Raw genomic sequence first — 17,147 nt, forward strand, 5'->3', positions numbered from 1 at the left:
ATACTGAAGTCTGAAGTCGTGCCTTGAATTTACCACCTGCCTGCTACCCTCTCTCTGTAAAGGGTAGCAGTGCTATATTGCGGGCTCGTTTAATAGCGGTGTTTAGCTCCCTTTGATGAGATGCGCAAACCCCGGATATTCTCCTCGGCATTATCTTACCCCTGTCCGAGACATAACTCCGCAATGTCTGTAAGTCCTTATAATCTATAACAGGTACCTTGTCTGTACAAAACCTGCAGACCTTCCGCCTGTAATAAGGCTTAAACTCCCTGTCTTCTCTGTCACCACGATCACCACGTTCTGCCATTATTTCTCCTTTGTATAATTAAAATGGTGTTTCATCACTGCCACCATCTTCTGGAACAAAGTCCTGCGGGGCAGGGCCACCCTGGCGTTTCGGCATAAACTGTACGCTCTGCGCCACAACCTCCATCCTGCTCCGCTTCTGACCGTCTTCCGTCTCCCAGCGCCTTTGCTGCAATCTGCCATCTATAAGAACAGAATCACCCTTGCTGATATACTGACTGCAGCTCTCGGCCTGTTTCCCAAATACTACTATATCAATATAACAGACCTCATCCTTTATATCCCCTCCCTGTTTGAAACGCCGGTTTACCGCCAGCGAAAAATTTGCAACGGCAGTACCGTTGGGGGTATAACGAATTTCGGGGTCCTTGGTAAGGTTCCCCAATAGAATAACCTTGTTAAATCCACTCATAACACTACCCCCTTTACACGTGCGTAGCGCCTGATTGTTCTCTCGAAGCCTTCTCATGAGCAGAGGCGGCTGCTGCCTCCTTTTTCTTCAACTGCTCAATCTCCTTCTTCTCCAATTTTACGGTAAGGAATTTAATGATATTATCATCAATCCTGTAATTTCTCTCAAGGTCTGAAATAATATCACCCTTTCCCTGAAACCGAAGGAGAATATAAACCCCCCTTTTTTCCTTTGCCACCTCATAGGCAAGTTTCTTCTTGCCCCAGTTTTCAGTAGCAACAAGCTCAGCGCCCTGTTTTACGATGCCTTCCATCTTGCTTACTGTCTTCTGGACATCCTCATCACTGACTGAGGACTTCAGGATAAAGATAGACTCATAAATGTTCAATGTTTTTCACCTCCTTCCGGGTTAAATAGCCCTGTTTATAATAAAAACAGAGCAAGGAGAAATGGCATGATATACTTATAATACGTATGTATTATTTAAGCAGCTCTGCTAATCCTCTCCATCTGTGACTTCTGTTTTGTCTGAGTTGACTGCATCTCTATTACCCTTGGCGGGCACTTGTCAGCACATATGGTGCAACCGATACATTTGACAGGATCCACCACATGTAACTGTTTTGATTCTCCCGTAATAGCATCAACCGGACAGACCTTTTTGCATATCAGACAGCCTATGCACTCTTCATGTACATATGCAACCTCTCTGACAGGTATCAGGTCTGTAATAATATTTGTAGGGCACACAGGGACACAGAGACCGCACCCGGTACATTTATTGTAATCTATACGTGCAAGGAAGCTGTCTATCGTTATAGCATCATAAGGACACACCTTGTCACATTTGTTGCAGGAGATACATCCTATGTTGCACGCCTTCTTTGTGTCAGCTCCTTTATCCAATGACCTGCAGAATATATGAACGTCCCTGTTTTCAGGGATAAGCTCAATAAGATTCTTGGGACACGGCGGAATACACAAGCCGCAGCCGGTACATTTATCATCTATAACAACAGGAAGCCCGTTTTTACTCATATACATGGCGTCAAAGGGACATGCCTTCACACAGCTTGCAAGACCGAGACATCCATAGACACAGCTCTTTGAACCGCCTGATATGAGCACTGCGGCATTACAATCCTGTATACCGTGATATTCAAATTTTTCAACCGCCTCCTGATGTCCGCCAAGACAGTAGACACGGGCAAGCATCCTTTCCGGCATTTCAGGGGCAGCAACACCCATGACTGCAGATATCTTTTTTGCCGTAGATGCGCCGCCAGGCGGGCATCCACTGACTCCGGCTTTTCCTTCAGCAACAGCAGTCGCAAACCCCAGACATCCGGCATAACCACATGCCCCGCAATTGGCGTGAGGCAGGAAGCTGTCAATCTCGGCAATTTTGGGGTCTATTTCAACCGCAAACTTTTTGCCTGCAATACCAAGTCCCAGACTTGCGAGGGCGCCCATCGCACCCATCGTAATAATGGCGGATAACATATTGCTCTTCCTCTCAGAATATGCTGTTATTTCCCGGTTTGCTACATTCAGTTATTTATTATAAACTATGACTCTTTGATTGAGCAACTTCTTTTTACATCTTCACCAGGCCTGCAAATCCCAGAAATGCAAGGGCCATCAATCCTGCTGTCACAAGGGATATTGGCGTACCCTGCAAAATTTTGGGGATCCGCGCATGAAGGGTCTGCTCCCGGATTCCAGCCATGAGGAGCAGTGCAACAGTAAACCCTACAGAAGCACCAAATGAAAAGAACAGCATTGGGAAAAAATCCATCTCTTTCTGAACAACAAGTAATGCAACTGCCAGCACCGCGCAGTTTGTTGTAATTAACGGCAGGAATATTCCCAGGGCATTATAGAGCGCCGGGCTTGTCTTGCGGATAACCATCTCAACGAACTGCACCAGCGCTGCGATCACGAGAATGAATACTATAGTCCTGAGATAGACAATGTCAAAGGGGATCAATACAAATTTTTCTATAAGCCATGAAAACAGGCCGGCAAGTGTTATCACGAATACAACCGCCATTCCCATCCCAATACTGGTCTCTATCCTCGATGAAACACCGAGGAAAGGACAGATACCAAGAAAGCGGGCCAGGACAAAGTTAGTAACAAAAATAGTGCTTACAAGTATGAGTAATATTTCAATAACATTATCCATGTCCTATTTCTTCCCCTTTCTCTTTTCCTCTATCATATTTGCAAGTGCAACCCAAAGCCCCAGTCCAATAAATGCCCCAGGAGGCAAAATCATAACAATCATAGGTTGATACTCATAGTTAAACAGTCCCATCAGTCCTGTAAGCACCGGGAGATCAAACCAGGTGCCATTACCGAGTATCTCTCTTGTAGAACCGAGGAGGATAAGGACTATTGTGAATCCTAATCCCATACCAAGACCGTCTGCGGCAGATCTTATAATAGGATTCTTTGATGCAAATGCCTCGGCCCTTGCGAGTACTATGCAGTTAACAACTATCAAAGGGATGAATATTCCAAGTGAGTGATGAAGCTCTGGCGTAAACGCGGCCATCATAAGGTCTGTTATTGTAACAAAAGTAGCTATGACAATAATAAATGCCGGAATTCGTATCATGTCCGGAATCAGCTTTCGAAGGATGGAAATCATTATATTGGAGGCTATAAGGACAAAGGTAGTGGCAATACCCATTCCTACACCATTTGTCGCAGATGTAGTCACCGCAAGGGTAGGACATGTACCCAGGACAAGCCTGAATAACGGGATCTCCTCCCACAATCCCCTGACAAAATCACCTGATAATTCTTTGATGTTAAGCCAGGATGGCCTGCCTGCAACCTCTGCAACCTCAGTCATTTCAGATGCTGCGATATCCCTATCCGCCATTACCAAACTCCTTTTGATAAATTTCAAGACCCTTCTTTACTGCGTGTACAACAGCCCTCGGGGATATGGTAGCGCCGCTGAACTGGTCTATTTCCCCCCCATCTTTCTTCACGGCAAACTTAGGGCCGTCCTCGAGTGACCTTCCCTTGAACTCCGCCTTCCACTCATCCTTTTGAATCCTGTTTCCAAGCCCCGGTGTCTCCTTATGGCTTATAATCTCTATGCCTGAGATCTTGCCATCCGGTCCCACACCCATCAATATGGCGATATCTCCTGCATAACCGTCAGGGGCAATTACCTGAAACGCCGTACCAACAGGCCTGTCATCCATCCTTCCTTTGAAAAATTTCATCTTTATGTCCCGGCCCTTCTTATCCTGTCCCACAACAACTTCCGCAGCTTCCCTGTCTATGTCATTGTTGAATGAAGGTAAAACAGCCTTAAGTGCAGTTATTGTCTTTAGGCGCTCCTGCTCGGCAATCGGTCCTTTTGTAATATCATAGACCCTGGCCAGCGCCGCTGCTGCAACCAGACAAAAAAGGGTTAGTATAATAATCAGTCGTGCCATATTCTTCCTTCTTCTACCTTCTACCTTCTACCTTCTACCTTCTTTACTGAACCATATCTTACCGGTCTTAAATATCTGTCAATCATAGGCGATACTATATTCATTAATACTATAGCAAAAGATACCCCTTCAGGATATCCACCCCACATCCTTATTATCACTGTTATAAGTCCGCACCCAAAACCAAACAGAAGCTGTCCCTTCAACGTAACAGGACATGTGACCATGTCTGTGGCCATGAAAAATGCCCCTATAATCAATCCACCGGTGAACAGATGAAACACAGGGTTGGCATATTTTGACGGATCAATCACCCAGAATATGCCGCTGAATATCATGACAGTGCCGATCATGCTGACAGGGATATGCCATGATATATACTGTTTGTATAACAAACATGCAGCGCCAATCAGGAGGGCAATAGCCGAGACCTCACCGATAGAGCCGCCGATGTTCCCGATGAAGGCATCCCATATATTAAGTTCCGCTGCCTTGCCTAATCCCTTGCCGGTCAACCTGGCCACCTGAAGATTTCCAAGAGGCGTCGCACCTGTGCTCGCATCCATACCTGAAAAGAACGGCCGGGGGACTGGCCACTTTGTCATTTGCAGTGGAAAGGCAATTAACAGAAATACCCGTGACATGAGTGCCGGATTAAAGGGATTAAATCCCAATCCACCATAAAGCTGCTTGCATATTATAATGGCAAAGAAGCCACCAACCACACATAGCCACCATGGTGAACCAGGCGGCAATGTCAATCCGAGGAGCAGGCCTGTTACTGCGGCGCTCCCATCCGTTACCGTCATGCTGTTTCCGCTTAGCCTCTGATATATAGCCTCAGCAGCCATGGTGGAACATACTGAAACTATCAGGACATAGAGAGCCCCCCAGCCAAAAAAGTACAGCCCTGCGAGAGATGCAGGCGCCAGGGCAAGGACAACAGTCCACATTATTCTCTCTATGGAGTCCTGACTTAGTTGATGGGGTGAAGAAGTCAGAATAAGCTTTGGGGTCGGCTCTTCCAATCTTCCTTTTTTCTCTTCCTGTTCTGCTGCTTCTGCCATCTTTCCTTACTTAAGAGGCCGCATTATCACGCAACCCTGCTCTTTGCCTTTCTCATCTCTGCCTTAATATAACGGATCTGCTGCACTATTGGCCTCCTCGAAGGACATACATATGTACAACAACCGCACTCGATGCAATCCAATATGTGATATTCCTCTGCATCCTTCGGCTTTCCGGCCTCACAAAGGATACTGTACATATTTGGCAGTAACCGTATAGGACACGCCTGAACGCACCTTCCACACCTGATGCAGGCGCGAAAATCCTCGAAGGCAACTTCACCTTTTGGAATTACAAGGATACCTGATGTACCTTTGAGTATTGGAACAAGCATGGAATACTGGGCAATGCCCATCATCGGTCCGCCAAATATAATTTTACCTGGTTCACCGGCCAGGCCTCCGCACTCGGCTATTACATGCTCAAGCAGGGTTCCTACCGGTATCCTGAAATTTCCGCGCCTGTTTATACCATTACCGGTAACAGTAACAATGCGGTCAACAAGCGGTATCCCATACCTGACTGCGTTGTAGACTGCCGCTGCAGTCCCGACATTCTGCACCACTATACCAACATCCATTGGAAGACCGCCTGACGGGACCTCTTTGCCCGTTACACTTTTGATGAGCTGCTTCTCCGCGCCCTGAGGATACTTCTTTGCCAAAGAAATGACTTTTATATTGGTGCCGGATGCAGATTTCTTAATCGCCTCTATTGCTCCGGGTTTATCATTTTCAATACCAACATACCCTTCCCTTACACCCATGATGTGCATAAAAATCTTCAGCCCCTCAATGACTTCACGGGACTTCTCAACCATGAGCCTGTCATCGGATGTCAGAAAAGGTTCACACTCTGCACCATTGAGAATAACAGCAGTTATCTTTTTCTCTTTTGGGGGATTTAATTTGACATGGGTAGGGAAAGTAGCCCCGCCCATTCCAACGATTCCGGAACCAAGAATAATGTCCTTTAACACATCAGGATCAAGGCCGGAATAATCGCTGTGCTCCTTGAGTGAATCAATGGCCTCATCTTTTCCATCTGACTCAATGACAATTGAATTGGACTGATTGCCTGATGGATGCGGGAACCTGCCTATAGCAACAACCTTCCCTGAAACAGAACTATGAACAGGAGATGATACAACCCCTTTGGCCTCTCCCACCTTCTGATATTTCTTGACAATATCCCCGATCTTTACTAATGGATCACAGGGGGCGCCGATATGCTGTGACAACGGAATGACAACCTTGGCTGGCGGTTTTATTTCTGAAATAGGAATAGAGGATGTCTCGCTCTTCCTATCTGTCGGATGTATACCTTCTCCCGCAATCGTCCACATAAAACTGCTTACTTTTTGTTCCTGTCCTTTAAAATATCTCTCAGCTCTTCCATAAACTGATTTATATCCTTAAACTCCCTGTACACTGACGCAAACCTCACATATGCAACTTCATCAAGGGCATGGAGCTCCCTCATCACTTCCTCTCCGATCATTGTGCTCGGCAATTCTTTTTCTCCGCTCTCCTGGACCTTTTTCTCTATCCGTGAGACCGCATCTTCCAGCGCTTCCATGCCAACCGGCCTCTTCTCACATGCCTTCTTAAGACCGGACAGGATCTTATTCCTGTCAAACAACTCCCTCCTGCCGTCTTTTTTTACGACAACAGGCAGTACATCCTCTATATGCTCGTATGTTGTAAATCTCCTCCTACACCTGAGACACTCCCTCCTGCGCCGGATTGAACCCCCTTCCCTGCCCTCTCTTGAATCTACAACCTTGTCCTCAAGATGTCCGCAAAAGGGACATTTCATATGAACTCCTGATCAATATACCGGAAACTTTTTGCACAATTCCACTACAGCATTACGAACTTCACTATAGACATCCTGATTACCCATGTTACCAAGAACCGTGTCTATAAACTCTGCTATCTTGTCCATCTCTCCCTCTTTCATCCCCCTTGTCGTTACTGCCGGCGTGCCAATCCTCACTCCGCTCGTAACCATTGGAGGCTTGTCATCAAAGGGGACTGCATTCTTGTTCAGCGTAATCCCTGCTGCATCAAGCGCAGCTTCTGCATCTTTTCCGGTTAATCCCTTGTTTCTCAGGTCTACCAGCATGAGGTGGTTGTCTGTACCGCCTGAAACAAGGTTATATCCGCGTTTGTCAAGGCCACCTGCAAGGCGCTTCGCATTTTTTACAACCTGCTCCTGATATTTCTTAAACTCAGGTGTCAATGCCTCTTTAAAGGCAACAGCCTTAGCCGCTATTGCATGCATCAGGGGACCACCCTGGATGCCGGGGAATATGCTCTTGTCAATTAGCTTTGCATACTCAGCTTTGCACATAATCATCCCGCCCCGTGGACCTCTTAATGTCTTGTGTGTAGTTGTAGTAACAAAATCACAATGCGGAAAGGGACTTGGATGGACACCTGCCGCTACAAGTCCGGCTATATGTGCAATGTCTGCCAGCGTATACGCCCCCACTTCTTTGGCAATTGATTGAAATGCCTTGAAGTCAAGGGTCCGTGCATATGCGCTTGCCCCAATAACTATTATTTTGGGTCTGCGTTCATTCGCCAGTTTTCTTATCTCATCGTAATCAATGGTTCCTGTCTCACGTCCGACCCCGTAGCTCACAACATTATAGAAAATTCCTGAGAAATTTACCCTGCTGCCGTGGCTCAGATGCCCGCCATGCGCAAGGTCCATCCCCATAATCGTGTCTCCCGGTTTAAGAACCGAGAAATATACTGCCATGTTTGCCTGAGTCCCTGCGTGGGGCTGCACATTCACATGCTCAGCGCCAAAGATCTCCTTTGCCCTCGATATGGCAAGGTCTTCGGCAGCATCAACAAACTCACAGCCTCCGTAATAGCGTTTATGCGGATAACCCTCGGCATATTTGTTGGTCATTACACTACCCTGAGCCTCGAGCACAGCCCTGCTCGCATAATTTTCAGAGGCAATAAGTAGGATATGGTTGTTTTCCCTCTTTATTTCATTCTGAATCGCCTCAAAAACCTCAGGGTCCGTATACTGTAAATCAGACATCCTTAAATCCCCCGCTATCCATTATTACTATTATTGTTGTATAAACCTTTTTCAAGCCTGCTTATCTTATCCAGCCGCCGCTGGTGCCTTCCGCCTTCGAAATCTGTCTTTAGCCAGGCTTCGACCATAAGCAGGGCTATTTCTTTATCCAAAACCCTCCCGCCAAGCACAAGGATGTTGGAGTCATTATGCAATCTGCTCATCCTCGCGGTATACATGTCGCAGCATAAGGCTGCCCGAACGTTTGGGAACTTGTTAGCGACTATTGACATCCCGATGCCTGTCCCGCAGGACAGGATCCCCCGCTCCGCAACACCTTTTGATACGGCACTTGCAACCTTGATCCCATAGTCCGGATAATCTACGGATTCGGGATTGTCTACACCATAATCTGTTACTTCAAACCCCTTTTCCTTCAATAACTCAACTATCCTCTCCTTGAGGTCACAACCTCCGTGATCCGATGCAATCGCTATTTTCATGATTAAAGACAGGTATCCCTGTTCTTTTACAAACGAGTTCAGGGTTTTTAATACTACCCCACCCATTATTTAGCGTCAAGCACTTTTTTGAAGTATTTGAAAGGCTGTATTCAGTTGAGGTTTATAGTAGCAGGAACCGGGGTGGTATTATAAATACCGGTGCTGTCTTTGAACCATACAAATACATCTTTTCGTCCTAATCCTTCAGTCAATTCCCAGGACTTTGAAGTGGTGTATGCCTCCCATGGTGTGGATGATCCAATGGTAATGTTGTCGTTGCTGATGAACATATGTGTAATTCCTTTTGTAGAAGACGCGGCAATAGATAAGATGACCGCTGTTGAGGTAGTTGAGGCAGCACCATCGTTGATAGAGATAAACCCTATCGGCGGATTTGCATCCGCATCCAGGGCACCAGGCGATGAGGCGATCTCATATGATTCATCACTCTCTCTAAAGCTATTTTCTGAGGTCACTACATAATAATAAAATGTCTGATTTGAAAGATCTGTATGTGTGTATGTGTTGGTTGTAATATCAGCGATCTTTGCAGGTGTCGCCTTTGTAACCCCTGACGCAGTTGCCCAGTAGATATTGTAAGAGGTTGCTGCAGGTGTGGCATCCCACGTAATAGTGTTTTGACCATTGCCTGAAGCAGCAACTATGCGGGTTGGAGCCAGGGGCGCTGCCGCAGGCTCGCTTTCTGTGATAAAATCCCATTGAGACCCCGAATAATCTGGGTCTATATTGTTGCCTGCCATGTCTTCAACACCTGTTGTCAGGTTAGCGGTGTAACTTTTTGAGTAGTCTAATATTGCAGAAGGCAGGAATGTGGCCGTACGTGAATGGTCATCATAGACCACTGTGCCGGGAATCGCTATTCCCCCTGCTCTTAGTATAAATGTCGAGTCATTTATGGAAGATGCCGCCATGTCTTCATTGAATGTGGCAGTTATAACAGATGTTACGGGGACATCTCCGGCACCATCTGATGGGGTAGTTGAAGATATTTCCGGAGGTATCTCATCAGGGCCTTTGTAGTCCATTATTATCAGGCCCGCGTCAGTTATCTCACCCCCTGTCACACTGACACCGCTCTTTTCTCCAGACCATAAAATGGAACCGCCCACTGTTCCCGTGAGTCGGATTGTATAGCCTCTGCCTGCTGGTACGTCCCCGATTATCCCCTCATGCAGGGAACAGTCCCAGTACCCATAACCCACCGGATCATTAGACGGGGGGACAACAACATTTGCATTTATGAATGATATGTCATAGTCAGTGCATATGTCTGCTGATGCTGCTGCTACGGGAAAGACAGTGACAGGCCGCTTCACCTGCAGTTTAAAGGAGATTGAACCAGTATCAGACGAGCCGGACTGACTGGCGCCGCAGGCTGTCAGTGTGAGGATCAGCACGGCGCATACCGCAGCATGAAATTTTCTCATAACATTAACCTCACTGGTGAACCGCAATGAGCCCCTCGACTGTTCGTCCTTCTACTGTTCGGCACGCTCACAGCTCAGGACGTATGGCACATAGCAACACGGCTCAGGGCTCACAAGGAGTCATTAAAACGTCATTCCCGCGTAAGCGGGAATCCAGACCGAGTCCTGGTTCTGGATTTCCACTCCCCGCTTAAATCCTGCGGGGACATGTTCCGTGGGAAAGACGGGTAGATAGGAGCATTTTCAGGTGAATAATGCTACCAACTAACCTTTATGCTGCCGGTTCCCCCTCCACCGCCCCCTCCACTACCCCCACCACCTGCACTCGCGGCAATGCCTGCAACAGCTACAACCGCAGCAGTAATCCATAACCACCTGCTGCTTCCTCTCTCTTTTGATATTTCAGATTTACCTGGGATGTCCATCTCCGGTGTTGAAACAGACTCCGGGTCGTGATGTATTATTATTTTATCGCGGCTTGATACGGTACTATCTCCTGCGATTGTCTCACCAGGCATATAGAAACTTAGCTGCATTAGAATTACTAATCCTGTCAGTATCTTTCCCGGAAAGTTCAAGTCAGGGACTCCCTTTCATTATTGTAAAACCCCTTTGTATCACCAATGAACCATCAATGTAAACCCTTATCTGCCACTCACCTGGAAGATCAGACGCCCTGTTACCGCGGATTGTCAACCTGTGCCATGCAACTGTCTCTTCCCTGTACCTCCCTTTTGATGCCTTTAATAAATAATCGCCTGATGAGGAATATATCCCTCCATCTGGTCCGATCCAATCCCATCTGAGCCTGTGTTCACCTGAGAGGTTCTTGAGCTTGATATATGAAATCACCTCCCTGTCTTCTGTAGTATACACAAGGGTCGGCTCTATCGGCACTGCAGTAGTATCTTTTACATATATCTGTTTTGTAAGGCTGGTCTCAGCCAGCCTGAAGTCTGGTATGTTCAAGACCTCTTTTTTTGGTATTGCACAGGCAAAAAGCAGTGGAGATACAAGAATAAGTATAATTAGTGTGACGAGCCTGTTCATCTCCTGAGGAATTATCCGGCTGATGGTTTACGGGCAACAACAACCCGGAATACCATCGGGAGTGCGATGTTATCTCCTGTCTTATACTTACTTACATCATTCATAATTGCGGCCTCTGCCTCTTCTCTTTGTCCTTTGGTAAGCCTTGAAAAAAGCGGCTGGAGCGGGGCAGCCATCTCCTTCACATTTGCAAGATACTCTGACGGTGAATCAAACAGGGATTCTCCTGATATCTCATCATCAGATATGCCGGACATACCGGCAGATTCCATCATCCCATAAAGGTCTCCAGGCTTTGCAAGCCTGAATACACCGGGCTGATCAGGGAGAGGTGGCGGGATCTCGATATACCTCTTCAGCACACCCACAGGTATAGTAAGAAAGGGATTCTTATCAGGGGAAGACCAGACAGCAGCGGATAAGTATCCCCCATTTTTAAGCACCCTTGTGATTTCACTCAGGGCGCCCGCTACATCAGGCAGAAACATAAGACAGAAGCGGCTGAGAACCGCGTCAAATGATTTATCCTCGTATGGGAGAGAAGTAACATCCTTAGAATGGAATGATACATTGGCAACGCGTGAGGCCTCAGCCTTTCTCCTGGCTGCGGCAAGCATATTATCTGACAGGTCAAGGCCAACCACCATTCCATCATCGCCGACCGCCTTTGCAGCAGGTATTGATGGATGTCCGGTTCCGCAGCCAATGTCAAGCACCTGCTGACCAGGACTGATCCTCGCATCGCCAATCAGCCGGTAACTGACAAAGGACAGGCTCTTCTCAAGGTTCTTATCCCACTTCTCCCATGCAGGCGCAACGCGGTCCCAGTTCTGGCGCTGTGTTTCAATAATTTGCCTGGTGTCAACAGATGACATGCAAAACCTCCTCCAGTCGGGGTCCGACAATGGCTGAATCCAGTTATTGTTCTACTGCAAAGAAGACATCATTCGGACTTACAGTCGTTGATGACTGAGTGTTCCGGTAGTCTGTCCAGATTACGTGAGCCTTTCCATCTGCCACGGCAATACCCGGCTTCTCATGCCAGGCTACCAAACTACTGTTATTAATATCATCATTTACAATCCTGTTGGTAGTAAAGTCTGTCCCATTACTGCTCCTGGCAAAATAGATATCCTTAACTCCGTTTCTCCAGTCATCCCAGACCAAATATATGTAAGAATTATCAACGGCAATAGCAGGATATGCCCATCCACCGACGAAACCTGAACTCCCGCTGTCAGTAACAGATAGCGTATAACCTGGAGATGTCATAGTAGCGCCATCTACAATGGCAAGATCAATGTCATATGAAGTAGTTATCTCACCCACAAATTTCTGCTCACTGATCATTGCCCTCTGCCATGCTATATACACTTTGCAGGAGGTAGGGCACACAGGATCAACAGCAATGGATGGGAACCGTGCATTGAAACCTGATACCACATCCAGGTCCAGGGAGGTCGCTGGTGTTCCTCCGCTTATTTTCCTGAGCCTTATATGGGTTGGAACTGATGGAAACTGAATAAGTTCACCAAGATATTCCCATGCAACATAGGCAGTACCTGAAGGGTCCATAGCTACAGCCGGCCTTCTGCCGGATACTGAAAGCGAACTCTTGACTGGAAAAGTGTCACCAAGATTGCTGCTCCAGGCATAATAGATCTCTGGATAATTATCCCCGCTATTTTCCCTGTGCTCCCATGTTATGTATATTTCATCTGCGGATACGTCAATAGAAGGGGTAGTGTCATAATCTGTAGGCCCGGTTGTATCCGGATTAATCTGCTTTTTGGATTCAAACACACCTGTGGCACTGATATATTTTCTTAAGAAAATGTCAGCATCTCCCTGACCATGATCTTCCCAAACAATAAAAACATCCCCATTGCCATCTGCAGCTATTGCAGGAGAGAACTGCTCTCCTGTCGATGTATTATCTACAGGAACAGGGTCATCGAAGCTGACACCACCATCTCCACTCCTGGAAAGATAGACTTTATACTGGCCGGACGACTTGTCTGACCATACTGCATATACATTCACATCTCCTGTACCTGATTCTTTAAAGACAGCGATATTCTTTTGCCCTGAGGAGTAGGTGTTTGCCCTTGAAATACCGGCTGTGTAATGCGTGGTCAGCCTCTTGTTAGATTTAAAGGTCGTAAGGAACGCTACAGCGCTTCCCTTTATCCCATTTGCATCCTCTGCCCTGACAATGACCTTCTCAGGGGCAGATACTGCACCTGCCGGCGCAGTATAGGTTCCATCAGATTCTATTGTCCCGACAGTCCCTTCATTACCATTAAGGATGCCATCAACGCTCCATGTAACTGTTGTGCCTGCAGGACTTACAGAAAACGATTTACTACCACCGAATGTTACCACGACTGATTCCGGGGATACTTTAAGGAGGGTGTCTTCGTCGCCTGTGACTGCACATCCATTTATAAATAGAGACAAGGCTAACAGAGGGGAAAGAATAATAAGTATTGAGTTAAAACCTGTAAATTTCAACCTGAAATACCTCCTTATGTAATCTTGCCATGCAATTTAAAAGCCGGCAATAAAGTCCGGCGCTACGATGTCTCTTCCATAAACTTATCTATTGCAAAAAGTGTCTTATCCCGTGCCTCATAAAACCCCATGTGCCCTACGCCATTTAACAGCAATGCTTCAGCATGCGCAGGCTTCATGATAAGCGGCAAAGTCCTGTCCGGAGGGATCAGGAGGTCATCCTTGCCAATAATGAACAGCACCGGATACAATGCCGTTTCCAGAACATGCTGACGGTCCTTCCTGTCACGCATCCCTGCCAGGGCCGCAATAAGCCCATCTTCATGGATGTTCATTGCAATCGCCAGCGTCTCTTCCACCTGCCCCTTCATCCTGGCCACATTTGCAGGCGCAAACATCCTGGGAATCAGACCTTCCAGAAATGCCTTCTTATCTTTCTTTACTGCCTTAATAGACTTGTCCCTGTCCCGCTTCTTATCCTCAGGATCAGCCATGGCCGTTGAGTGGAACAGGCAAAGCCCTTTTACAATTTCAGGGAATAATTCTGCAAAGACAAGGGCTATGTACCCCCCCATTGAATGACCGACTATGGTACATTTATCAACACCTGCATATTTCAGGACTGCGACGGTAGCCTCTGCCTGCATCTCCATTGTATTTATAATTTCACCGGAACTGTTTCTTACGGCAGGAGGCGAGCTCTTCCCATGGCCTAAGAGGTCGGGCGTTATGACCCTGAATCTTTTTGAAAGGTTATCCCTGAAATCATCCCATATCTCAGACGACTCACAAAAGCCATGAAGTAAAAGGAGTGTTTTCCCTTGTCCCTCATCCCTGTAGTGCATCCTGAAATCTTTGTAGACGGCCTCTTTCATGGATGAGGCAAATTATACCACACTTGTGCCTGAAAATGCATTACCTGAATGTATTTTCAATGCAGGTGCACGGCAAACTCTGCTACCCTGGGATGGGCCACCTTGTCATAGTCCTTGTAATCCATCACCACTGTCTCGTAATGATTGCCGGCATTAAAAAAGATATGTTCATCTTCGGAAAGTGATTTGTCAACATATGTATCTATATTATAGAGATTACCGAATGGCGGTTCAGCCCCGGCCTCACAATCCGGGAATACTGCCTTAAACTCCTCTTCCGTTGCCAGCCTCAGGTCGCTCTCGTATAATACCTCTTTTAACTTTTTAAAATCCACCCTCCAGCTTGCCGGCAAAACAGTCATGATATACCTGCCCTTTGTCCTGACCATCACGACCTTTGCCAACTCCTTACCAGGCACATGCATTGCAGCAGCTATTTCCTGTGCCGTATATGCCTCCTGATGCTTAAATGTCTTATAATTGATATTTTTTTCCTTTAAGACCCCTTCTAACCTCTCAACGAGTGCCATGACACACCTCCTTGTCCATGTATTCCGTTTATAACTTAGCTCCGGGGGAGGGTGATGTCAAGGAAAGTGGCCAGGGAATCTCAGACATCGGGGAAATACACGAAATTGCTTCGTTTAGCATGCATAGGCATATTGAGATTGAAGAGGCAAAGGTAACAATCTGAATTATCAATGAAGCAGTCTCAAATTTTGAAAGTAACATTTCTGGCTGCTTCATTTATTGGTTATGCGGCATGACTTAAGGACCTGACTGAAACGATGTCAGATGCATCAACATGCCTGACCTTATTTTCTGATACTGTTATAACAGCAAGTGTTTCGCCGGAAGCTTTTACAAACTCGACCTCAAGTCCATCAGGCTCGTAAATTTCAACCACAGACCCCAGGTCGCCTGCACAGAGTCCATACTTGTGAATCTGGCGTTTCAGCTCCCGTACCGACCAGTTGCCCTGAATGCATTCAATTTCGTAAAAAGCGCGTTTCGTGTCGTCATCTATGGCGATCAGGTGCTCGATATGCGTATAGGAAAGTCGTTGCAGAAGTATCTGAGGATCAATACGGGAAAGTGCGGTCGTTGACTGCACTTTACCCTGAATATCGGTAATGCCATGCGGGGCCAGATGTCTTAATTGTGCGGACAGTGACCGCACAATCTGAGGATAGGTTTGATAAAATCGGAGATATTGATAGAGTTGTCGCTTCCCGCAGGAGCTTACGTTGAGTTTTTCCAGCTCATTCGATAAGCTCATCAAAAGCCGATCCCCATACCCGGTCCTATCCGCACCGTGCAGTTCGTACTCGGCGATATAGCAACCGATCAGCAAATTGCGCATCGTGAGACTGAGATTTACCGCCCGGCTCACCTGTGCAGTGAGCTCATCATTAATTTGCCGAATAGAACTAATCAGCGACATAAATGTCAGCTCGTTTTTCATTTCACTCTTCACTCTCCGAAATTCTTTCGATCATCTTATTAAACTCGTCTTCAACAGCTAATAATTTAGCAAAGGCAGGGGCAAATGTCATTAGCTAAACGAAGGAAGGAAGGATTGTTATCTCCGGGAGGTAATTTACCTGGTACACTGGAATTAGATCAACCGGGAGACAAGAATATCCTGCTTTTGATCCGGCTAAATCTATGTTAATATTATGTCTAATGGAAGGCAATATCAAGAACATGCTTTCAAGGGATATGGCAAACGCATTCAGGGATCGGTGGAAACTTGTGAATGCAGCAGAGATAGAAGAGCTACGCCGGACTTCCTTCGATAAGAAAATACAACAACTCGCATCTCTCATGTTCTCGGTAAGTGCATTGGGGTGGCACAAGGCGCCATCCTAAGGAGAATCAGAGTTGAGGGAACGATGGAACCGCCTCAGAATGGCCTATCATGTCAAATGATGTATTATCTCCCTTAATCCAGGCACTGTTTGATCTTATAAAATGGCTGAAAGAAAAAAAATGTTCGGGGCATCATCATTGGAGGAAGAGGCTGTTGCCCATCGGCCTGTAGATATGGCAGATATACAGTCGCTCATTGATGCACACGAGGACATGGATTTTAGCAGAATAAGGCAGTGGGTCAGAGAGTTTTCCTCTGTTCTCGAGATGCCTGAAATTTATACAGACCTTGAAAAAATTCTGACGCAGCGAAAGATGAGCTGATAACACTGCGCTCATCTGCAAACTCCATCTGCACATCACTTATGAGTATTTTCAGGGGAGTGGGAATCGAGAATCAAACCATCGGTCTGGATTCCCGCTTTCGCGGGAATGACGTTTTCACGATCCTTTGTGAGCCCTGAGCTGTGAGCGCGCCGAACAGTCGAAGGGCTCATGACGGTTCACTGGAATTAGATCAACCTGGCACGTATACATCCATTTAAAATATGCTATTATATATGTTTACGTTTATTCATCTAATGGTTGATTAAAAC

At 46.5% G+C, this 17,147-nt stretch carries 22 protein-coding genes; 2 read left to right on the plus strand and 20 right to left on the minus strand.

The features are described 5' to 3' along the window. Nucleotides 1-43: 43 nt before the first annotated feature. The 20 genes from IT393_03305 to IT393_03400 form a co-directional block, all read right to left on the minus strand. A complete protein-coding gene (locus IT393_03305) occupies nucleotides 44-307 on the minus strand; it encodes a 30S ribosomal protein S18 (protein MCC7201680.1) in 264 nt (87 codons plus the stop codon). 18 nt (nucleotides 308-325) lie between these two features. Next, on the minus strand, nucleotides 326-718 hold the full coding sequence (locus IT393_03310; protein ID MCC7201681.1) for a single-stranded DNA-binding protein: 393 nt from the start codon (nucleotides 716-718) through the stop codon (nucleotides 326-328). Between the two features lie 13 nt (nucleotides 719-731). Next, the gene (gene rpsF / locus IT393_03315) at nucleotides 732-1,106 is read right to left on the minus strand and encodes a 30S ribosomal protein S6 (protein ID MCC7201682.1); all 375 of its coding nucleotides are present in this window, start codon (nucleotides 1,104-1,106) and stop codon (nucleotides 732-734) included. Between the two features lie 95 nt (nucleotides 1,107-1,201). Then, a complete protein-coding gene (locus IT393_03320) occupies nucleotides 1,202-2,221 on the minus strand; it encodes an RnfABCDGE type electron transport complex subunit B (protein ID MCC7201683.1) in 1,020 nt (339 codons plus the stop codon). 94 nt (nucleotides 2,222-2,315) lie between these two features. Continuing rightward, nucleotides 2,316-2,906: an electron transport complex subunit RsxA gene (rsxA, locus tag IT393_03325; GenBank protein ID MCC7201684.1), complete on the minus strand. Its 591-nt coding sequence runs from the start codon at nucleotides 2,904-2,906 to the stop codon at nucleotides 2,316-2,318. A gap of 3 nt (nucleotides 2,907-2,909) precedes the next feature. Continuing rightward, the gene (locus tag IT393_03330) at nucleotides 2,910-3,581 is read right to left on the minus strand and encodes an electron transport complex subunit E (protein ID MCC7201685.1); all 672 of its coding nucleotides are present in this window, start codon (nucleotides 3,579-3,581) and stop codon (nucleotides 2,910-2,912) included. Nucleotides 3,582-3,600: 19 nt separating this feature from the next. Next, complete coding sequence (locus IT393_03335; protein ID MCC7201686.1) at nucleotides 3,601-4,179, minus strand: RnfABCDGE type electron transport complex subunit G; 579 nt, start codon at nucleotides 4,177-4,179, stop codon at nucleotides 3,601-3,603. Nucleotides 4,180-4,199: 20 nt separating this feature from the next. Then, the gene (locus IT393_03340) at nucleotides 4,200-5,246 is read right to left on the minus strand and encodes an RnfABCDGE type electron transport complex subunit D (protein MCC7201687.1); all 1,047 of its coding nucleotides are present in this window, start codon (nucleotides 5,244-5,246) and stop codon (nucleotides 4,200-4,202) included. A 26-nt stretch (nucleotides 5,247-5,272) separates the two neighbouring features. Continuing rightward, nucleotides 5,273-6,592 carry an electron transport complex subunit RsxC gene (rsxC, locus tag IT393_03345; GenBank protein MCC7201688.1) on the minus strand — a complete coding sequence of 440 codons (1,320 nt, stop codon included), beginning with the start codon at nucleotides 6,590-6,592 and terminating at the stop codon, nucleotides 5,273-5,275. Between the two features lie 8 nt (nucleotides 6,593-6,600). Next, the gene (nrdR, locus tag IT393_03350) at nucleotides 6,601-7,065 is read right to left on the minus strand and encodes a transcriptional repressor NrdR (GenBank protein MCC7201689.1); all 465 of its coding nucleotides are present in this window, start codon (nucleotides 7,063-7,065) and stop codon (nucleotides 6,601-6,603) included. A gap of 12 nt (nucleotides 7,066-7,077) precedes the next feature. Next, on the minus strand, nucleotides 7,078-8,310 hold the full coding sequence (locus IT393_03355; GenBank protein MCC7201690.1) for a serine hydroxymethyltransferase: 1,233 nt from the start codon (nucleotides 8,308-8,310) through the stop codon (nucleotides 7,078-7,080). 14 nt (nucleotides 8,311-8,324) lie between these two features. Beyond that, a complete protein-coding gene (rpiB, locus tag IT393_03360; GenBank protein ID MCC7201691.1) occupies nucleotides 8,325-8,792 on the minus strand; it encodes a ribose 5-phosphate isomerase B in 468 nt (155 codons plus the stop codon). Nucleotides 8,793-8,902: 110 nt separating this feature from the next. Then, the gene (locus tag IT393_03365; protein MCC7201692.1) at nucleotides 8,903-10,240 is read right to left on the minus strand and encodes an Ig-like domain-containing protein; all 1,338 of its coding nucleotides are present in this window, start codon (nucleotides 10,238-10,240) and stop codon (nucleotides 8,903-8,905) included. Between the two features lie 257 nt (nucleotides 10,241-10,497). After that, nucleotides 10,498-10,818: a hypothetical protein gene (locus tag IT393_03370; GenBank protein ID MCC7201693.1), complete on the minus strand. Its 321-nt coding sequence runs from the start codon at nucleotides 10,816-10,818 to the stop codon at nucleotides 10,498-10,500. Between the two features lies 1 nt (nucleotide 10,819). Beyond that, a complete protein-coding gene (locus tag IT393_03375) occupies nucleotides 10,820-11,290 on the minus strand; it encodes a hypothetical protein (GenBank protein MCC7201694.1) in 471 nt (156 codons plus the stop codon). Between the two features lie 11 nt (nucleotides 11,291-11,301). Beyond that, nucleotides 11,302-12,165: a class I SAM-dependent methyltransferase gene (locus IT393_03380; protein MCC7201695.1), complete on the minus strand. Its 864-nt coding sequence runs from the start codon at nucleotides 12,163-12,165 to the stop codon at nucleotides 11,302-11,304. Nucleotides 12,166-12,208: 43 nt separating this feature from the next. Continuing rightward, nucleotides 12,209-13,804, minus strand: coding sequence for a hypothetical protein (locus IT393_03385; GenBank protein MCC7201696.1), 1,596 nt, complete (start codon nucleotides 13,802-13,804; stop codon nucleotides 12,209-12,211). Nucleotides 13,805-13,866: 62 nt separating this feature from the next. Then, on the minus strand, nucleotides 13,867-14,679 hold the full coding sequence (locus IT393_03390; protein MCC7201697.1) for an alpha/beta hydrolase: 813 nt from the start codon (nucleotides 14,677-14,679) through the stop codon (nucleotides 13,867-13,869). 56 nt (nucleotides 14,680-14,735) lie between these two features. Then, the gene (locus IT393_03395; protein MCC7201698.1) at nucleotides 14,736-15,209 is read right to left on the minus strand and encodes a YbaK/EbsC family protein; all 474 of its coding nucleotides are present in this window, start codon (nucleotides 15,207-15,209) and stop codon (nucleotides 14,736-14,738) included. A 224-nt stretch (nucleotides 15,210-15,433) separates the two neighbouring features. Further along, on the minus strand, nucleotides 15,434-16,144 hold the full coding sequence (locus IT393_03400) for a DUF4926 domain-containing protein (protein ID MCC7201699.1): 711 nt from the start codon (nucleotides 16,142-16,144) through the stop codon (nucleotides 15,434-15,436). 221 nt (nucleotides 16,145-16,365) lie between these two features. Here IT393_03400 and IT393_03405 point away from each other — a divergent pair, with 221 nt between their 5' ends. Continuing rightward, nucleotides 16,366-16,551 (plus strand): hypothetical protein, encoded by a 186-nt coding sequence (locus tag IT393_03405; protein ID MCC7201700.1) that lies wholly within the window; start codon nucleotides 16,366-16,368, stop codon nucleotides 16,549-16,551. Between the two features lie 102 nt (nucleotides 16,552-16,653). Further along, on the plus strand, nucleotides 16,654-16,875 hold the full coding sequence (locus tag IT393_03410; GenBank protein ID MCC7201701.1) for a hypothetical protein: 222 nt from the start codon (nucleotides 16,654-16,656) through the stop codon (nucleotides 16,873-16,875). The last annotated feature ends 272 nt before the right edge of the window (nucleotides 16,876-17,147 follow it).

This window comes from Nitrospirota bacterium (genome assembly GCA_020851375.1).
In the GTDB taxonomy this organism is placed as follows: Bacteria; Nitrospirota; 9FT-COMBO-42-15; order HDB-SIOI813; family HDB-SIOI813; genus RBG-16-43-11.

What these genes read in the sequence shown, in the direction of transcription:
- IT393_03305 (MCC7201680.1), bottom strand. Translation starts at nt 307, where the DNA reads ATGGCAGAACGTGGTGATCGTGGTGACAGAGAAGACAGGGAGTTTAAG.
- IT393_03310 (MCC7201681.1), bottom strand. Translation starts at nt 718, where the DNA reads ATGAGTGGATTTAACAAGGTTATTCTATTGGGGAACCTTACCAAGGAC.
- IT393_03320 (MCC7201683.1), bottom strand. Translation starts at nt 2,221, where the DNA reads ATGTTATCCGCCATTATTACGATGGGTGCGATGGGCGCCCTCGCAAGT.
- rsxA (MCC7201684.1), bottom strand. Translation starts at nt 2,906, where the DNA reads ATGGATAATGTTATTGAAATATTACTCATACTTGTAAGCACTATTTTT.
- IT393_03330 (MCC7201685.1), bottom strand. Translation starts at nt 3,581, where the DNA reads ATGACTGAGGTTGCAGAGGTTGCAGGCAGGCCATCCTGGCTTAACATC.
- IT393_03335 (MCC7201686.1), bottom strand. Translation starts at nt 4,179, where the DNA reads ATGGCACGACTGATTATTATACTAACCCTTTTTTGTCTGGTTGCAGCA.
- IT393_03340 (MCC7201687.1), bottom strand. Translation starts at nt 5,246, where the DNA reads ATGGCAGAAGCAGCAGAACAGGAAGAGAAAAAAGGAAGATTGGAAGAG.
- rsxC (MCC7201688.1), bottom strand. Translation starts at nt 6,592, where the DNA reads ATGTGGACGATTGCGGGAGAAGGTATACATCCGACAGATAGGAAGAGC.
- nrdR (MCC7201689.1), bottom strand. Translation starts at nt 7,065, where the DNA reads ATGAAATGTCCCTTTTGCGGACATCTTGAGGACAAGGTTGTAGATTCA.
- IT393_03355 (MCC7201690.1), bottom strand. Translation starts at nt 8,310, where the DNA reads ATGTCTGATTTACAGTATACGGACCCTGAGGTTTTTGAGGCGATTCAG.
- rpiB (MCC7201691.1), bottom strand. Translation starts at nt 8,792, where the DNA reads ATGAAAATAGCGATTGCATCGGATCACGGAGGTTGTGACCTCAAGGAG.
- IT393_03365 (MCC7201692.1), bottom strand. Translation starts at nt 10,240, where the DNA reads ATGAGAAAATTTCATGCTGCGGTATGCGCCGTGCTGATCCTCACACTG.
- IT393_03375 (MCC7201694.1), bottom strand. Translation starts at nt 11,290, where the DNA reads ATGAACAGGCTCGTCACACTAATTATACTTATTCTTGTATCTCCACTG.
- IT393_03380 (MCC7201695.1), bottom strand. Translation starts at nt 12,165, where the DNA reads ATGTCATCTGTTGACACCAGGCAAATTATTGAAACACAGCGCCAGAAC.
- IT393_03390 (MCC7201697.1), bottom strand. Translation starts at nt 14,679, where the DNA reads ATGAAAGAGGCCGTCTACAAAGATTTCAGGATGCACTACAGGGATGAG.
- IT393_03395 (MCC7201698.1), bottom strand. Translation starts at nt 15,209, where the DNA reads ATGGCACTCGTTGAGAGGTTAGAAGGGGTCTTAAAGGAAAAAAATATC.
- IT393_03400 (MCC7201699.1), bottom strand. Translation starts at nt 16,144, where the DNA reads ATGAAAAACGAGCTGACATTTATGTCGCTGATTAGTTCTATTCGGCAA.
- IT393_03405 (MCC7201700.1), top strand. Translation starts at nt 16,366, where the DNA reads ATGGAAGGCAATATCAAGAACATGCTTTCAAGGGATATGGCAAACGCA.
- IT393_03410 (MCC7201701.1), top strand. Translation starts at nt 16,654, where the DNA reads ATGGCTGAAAGAAAAAAAATGTTCGGGGCATCATCATTGGAGGAAGAG.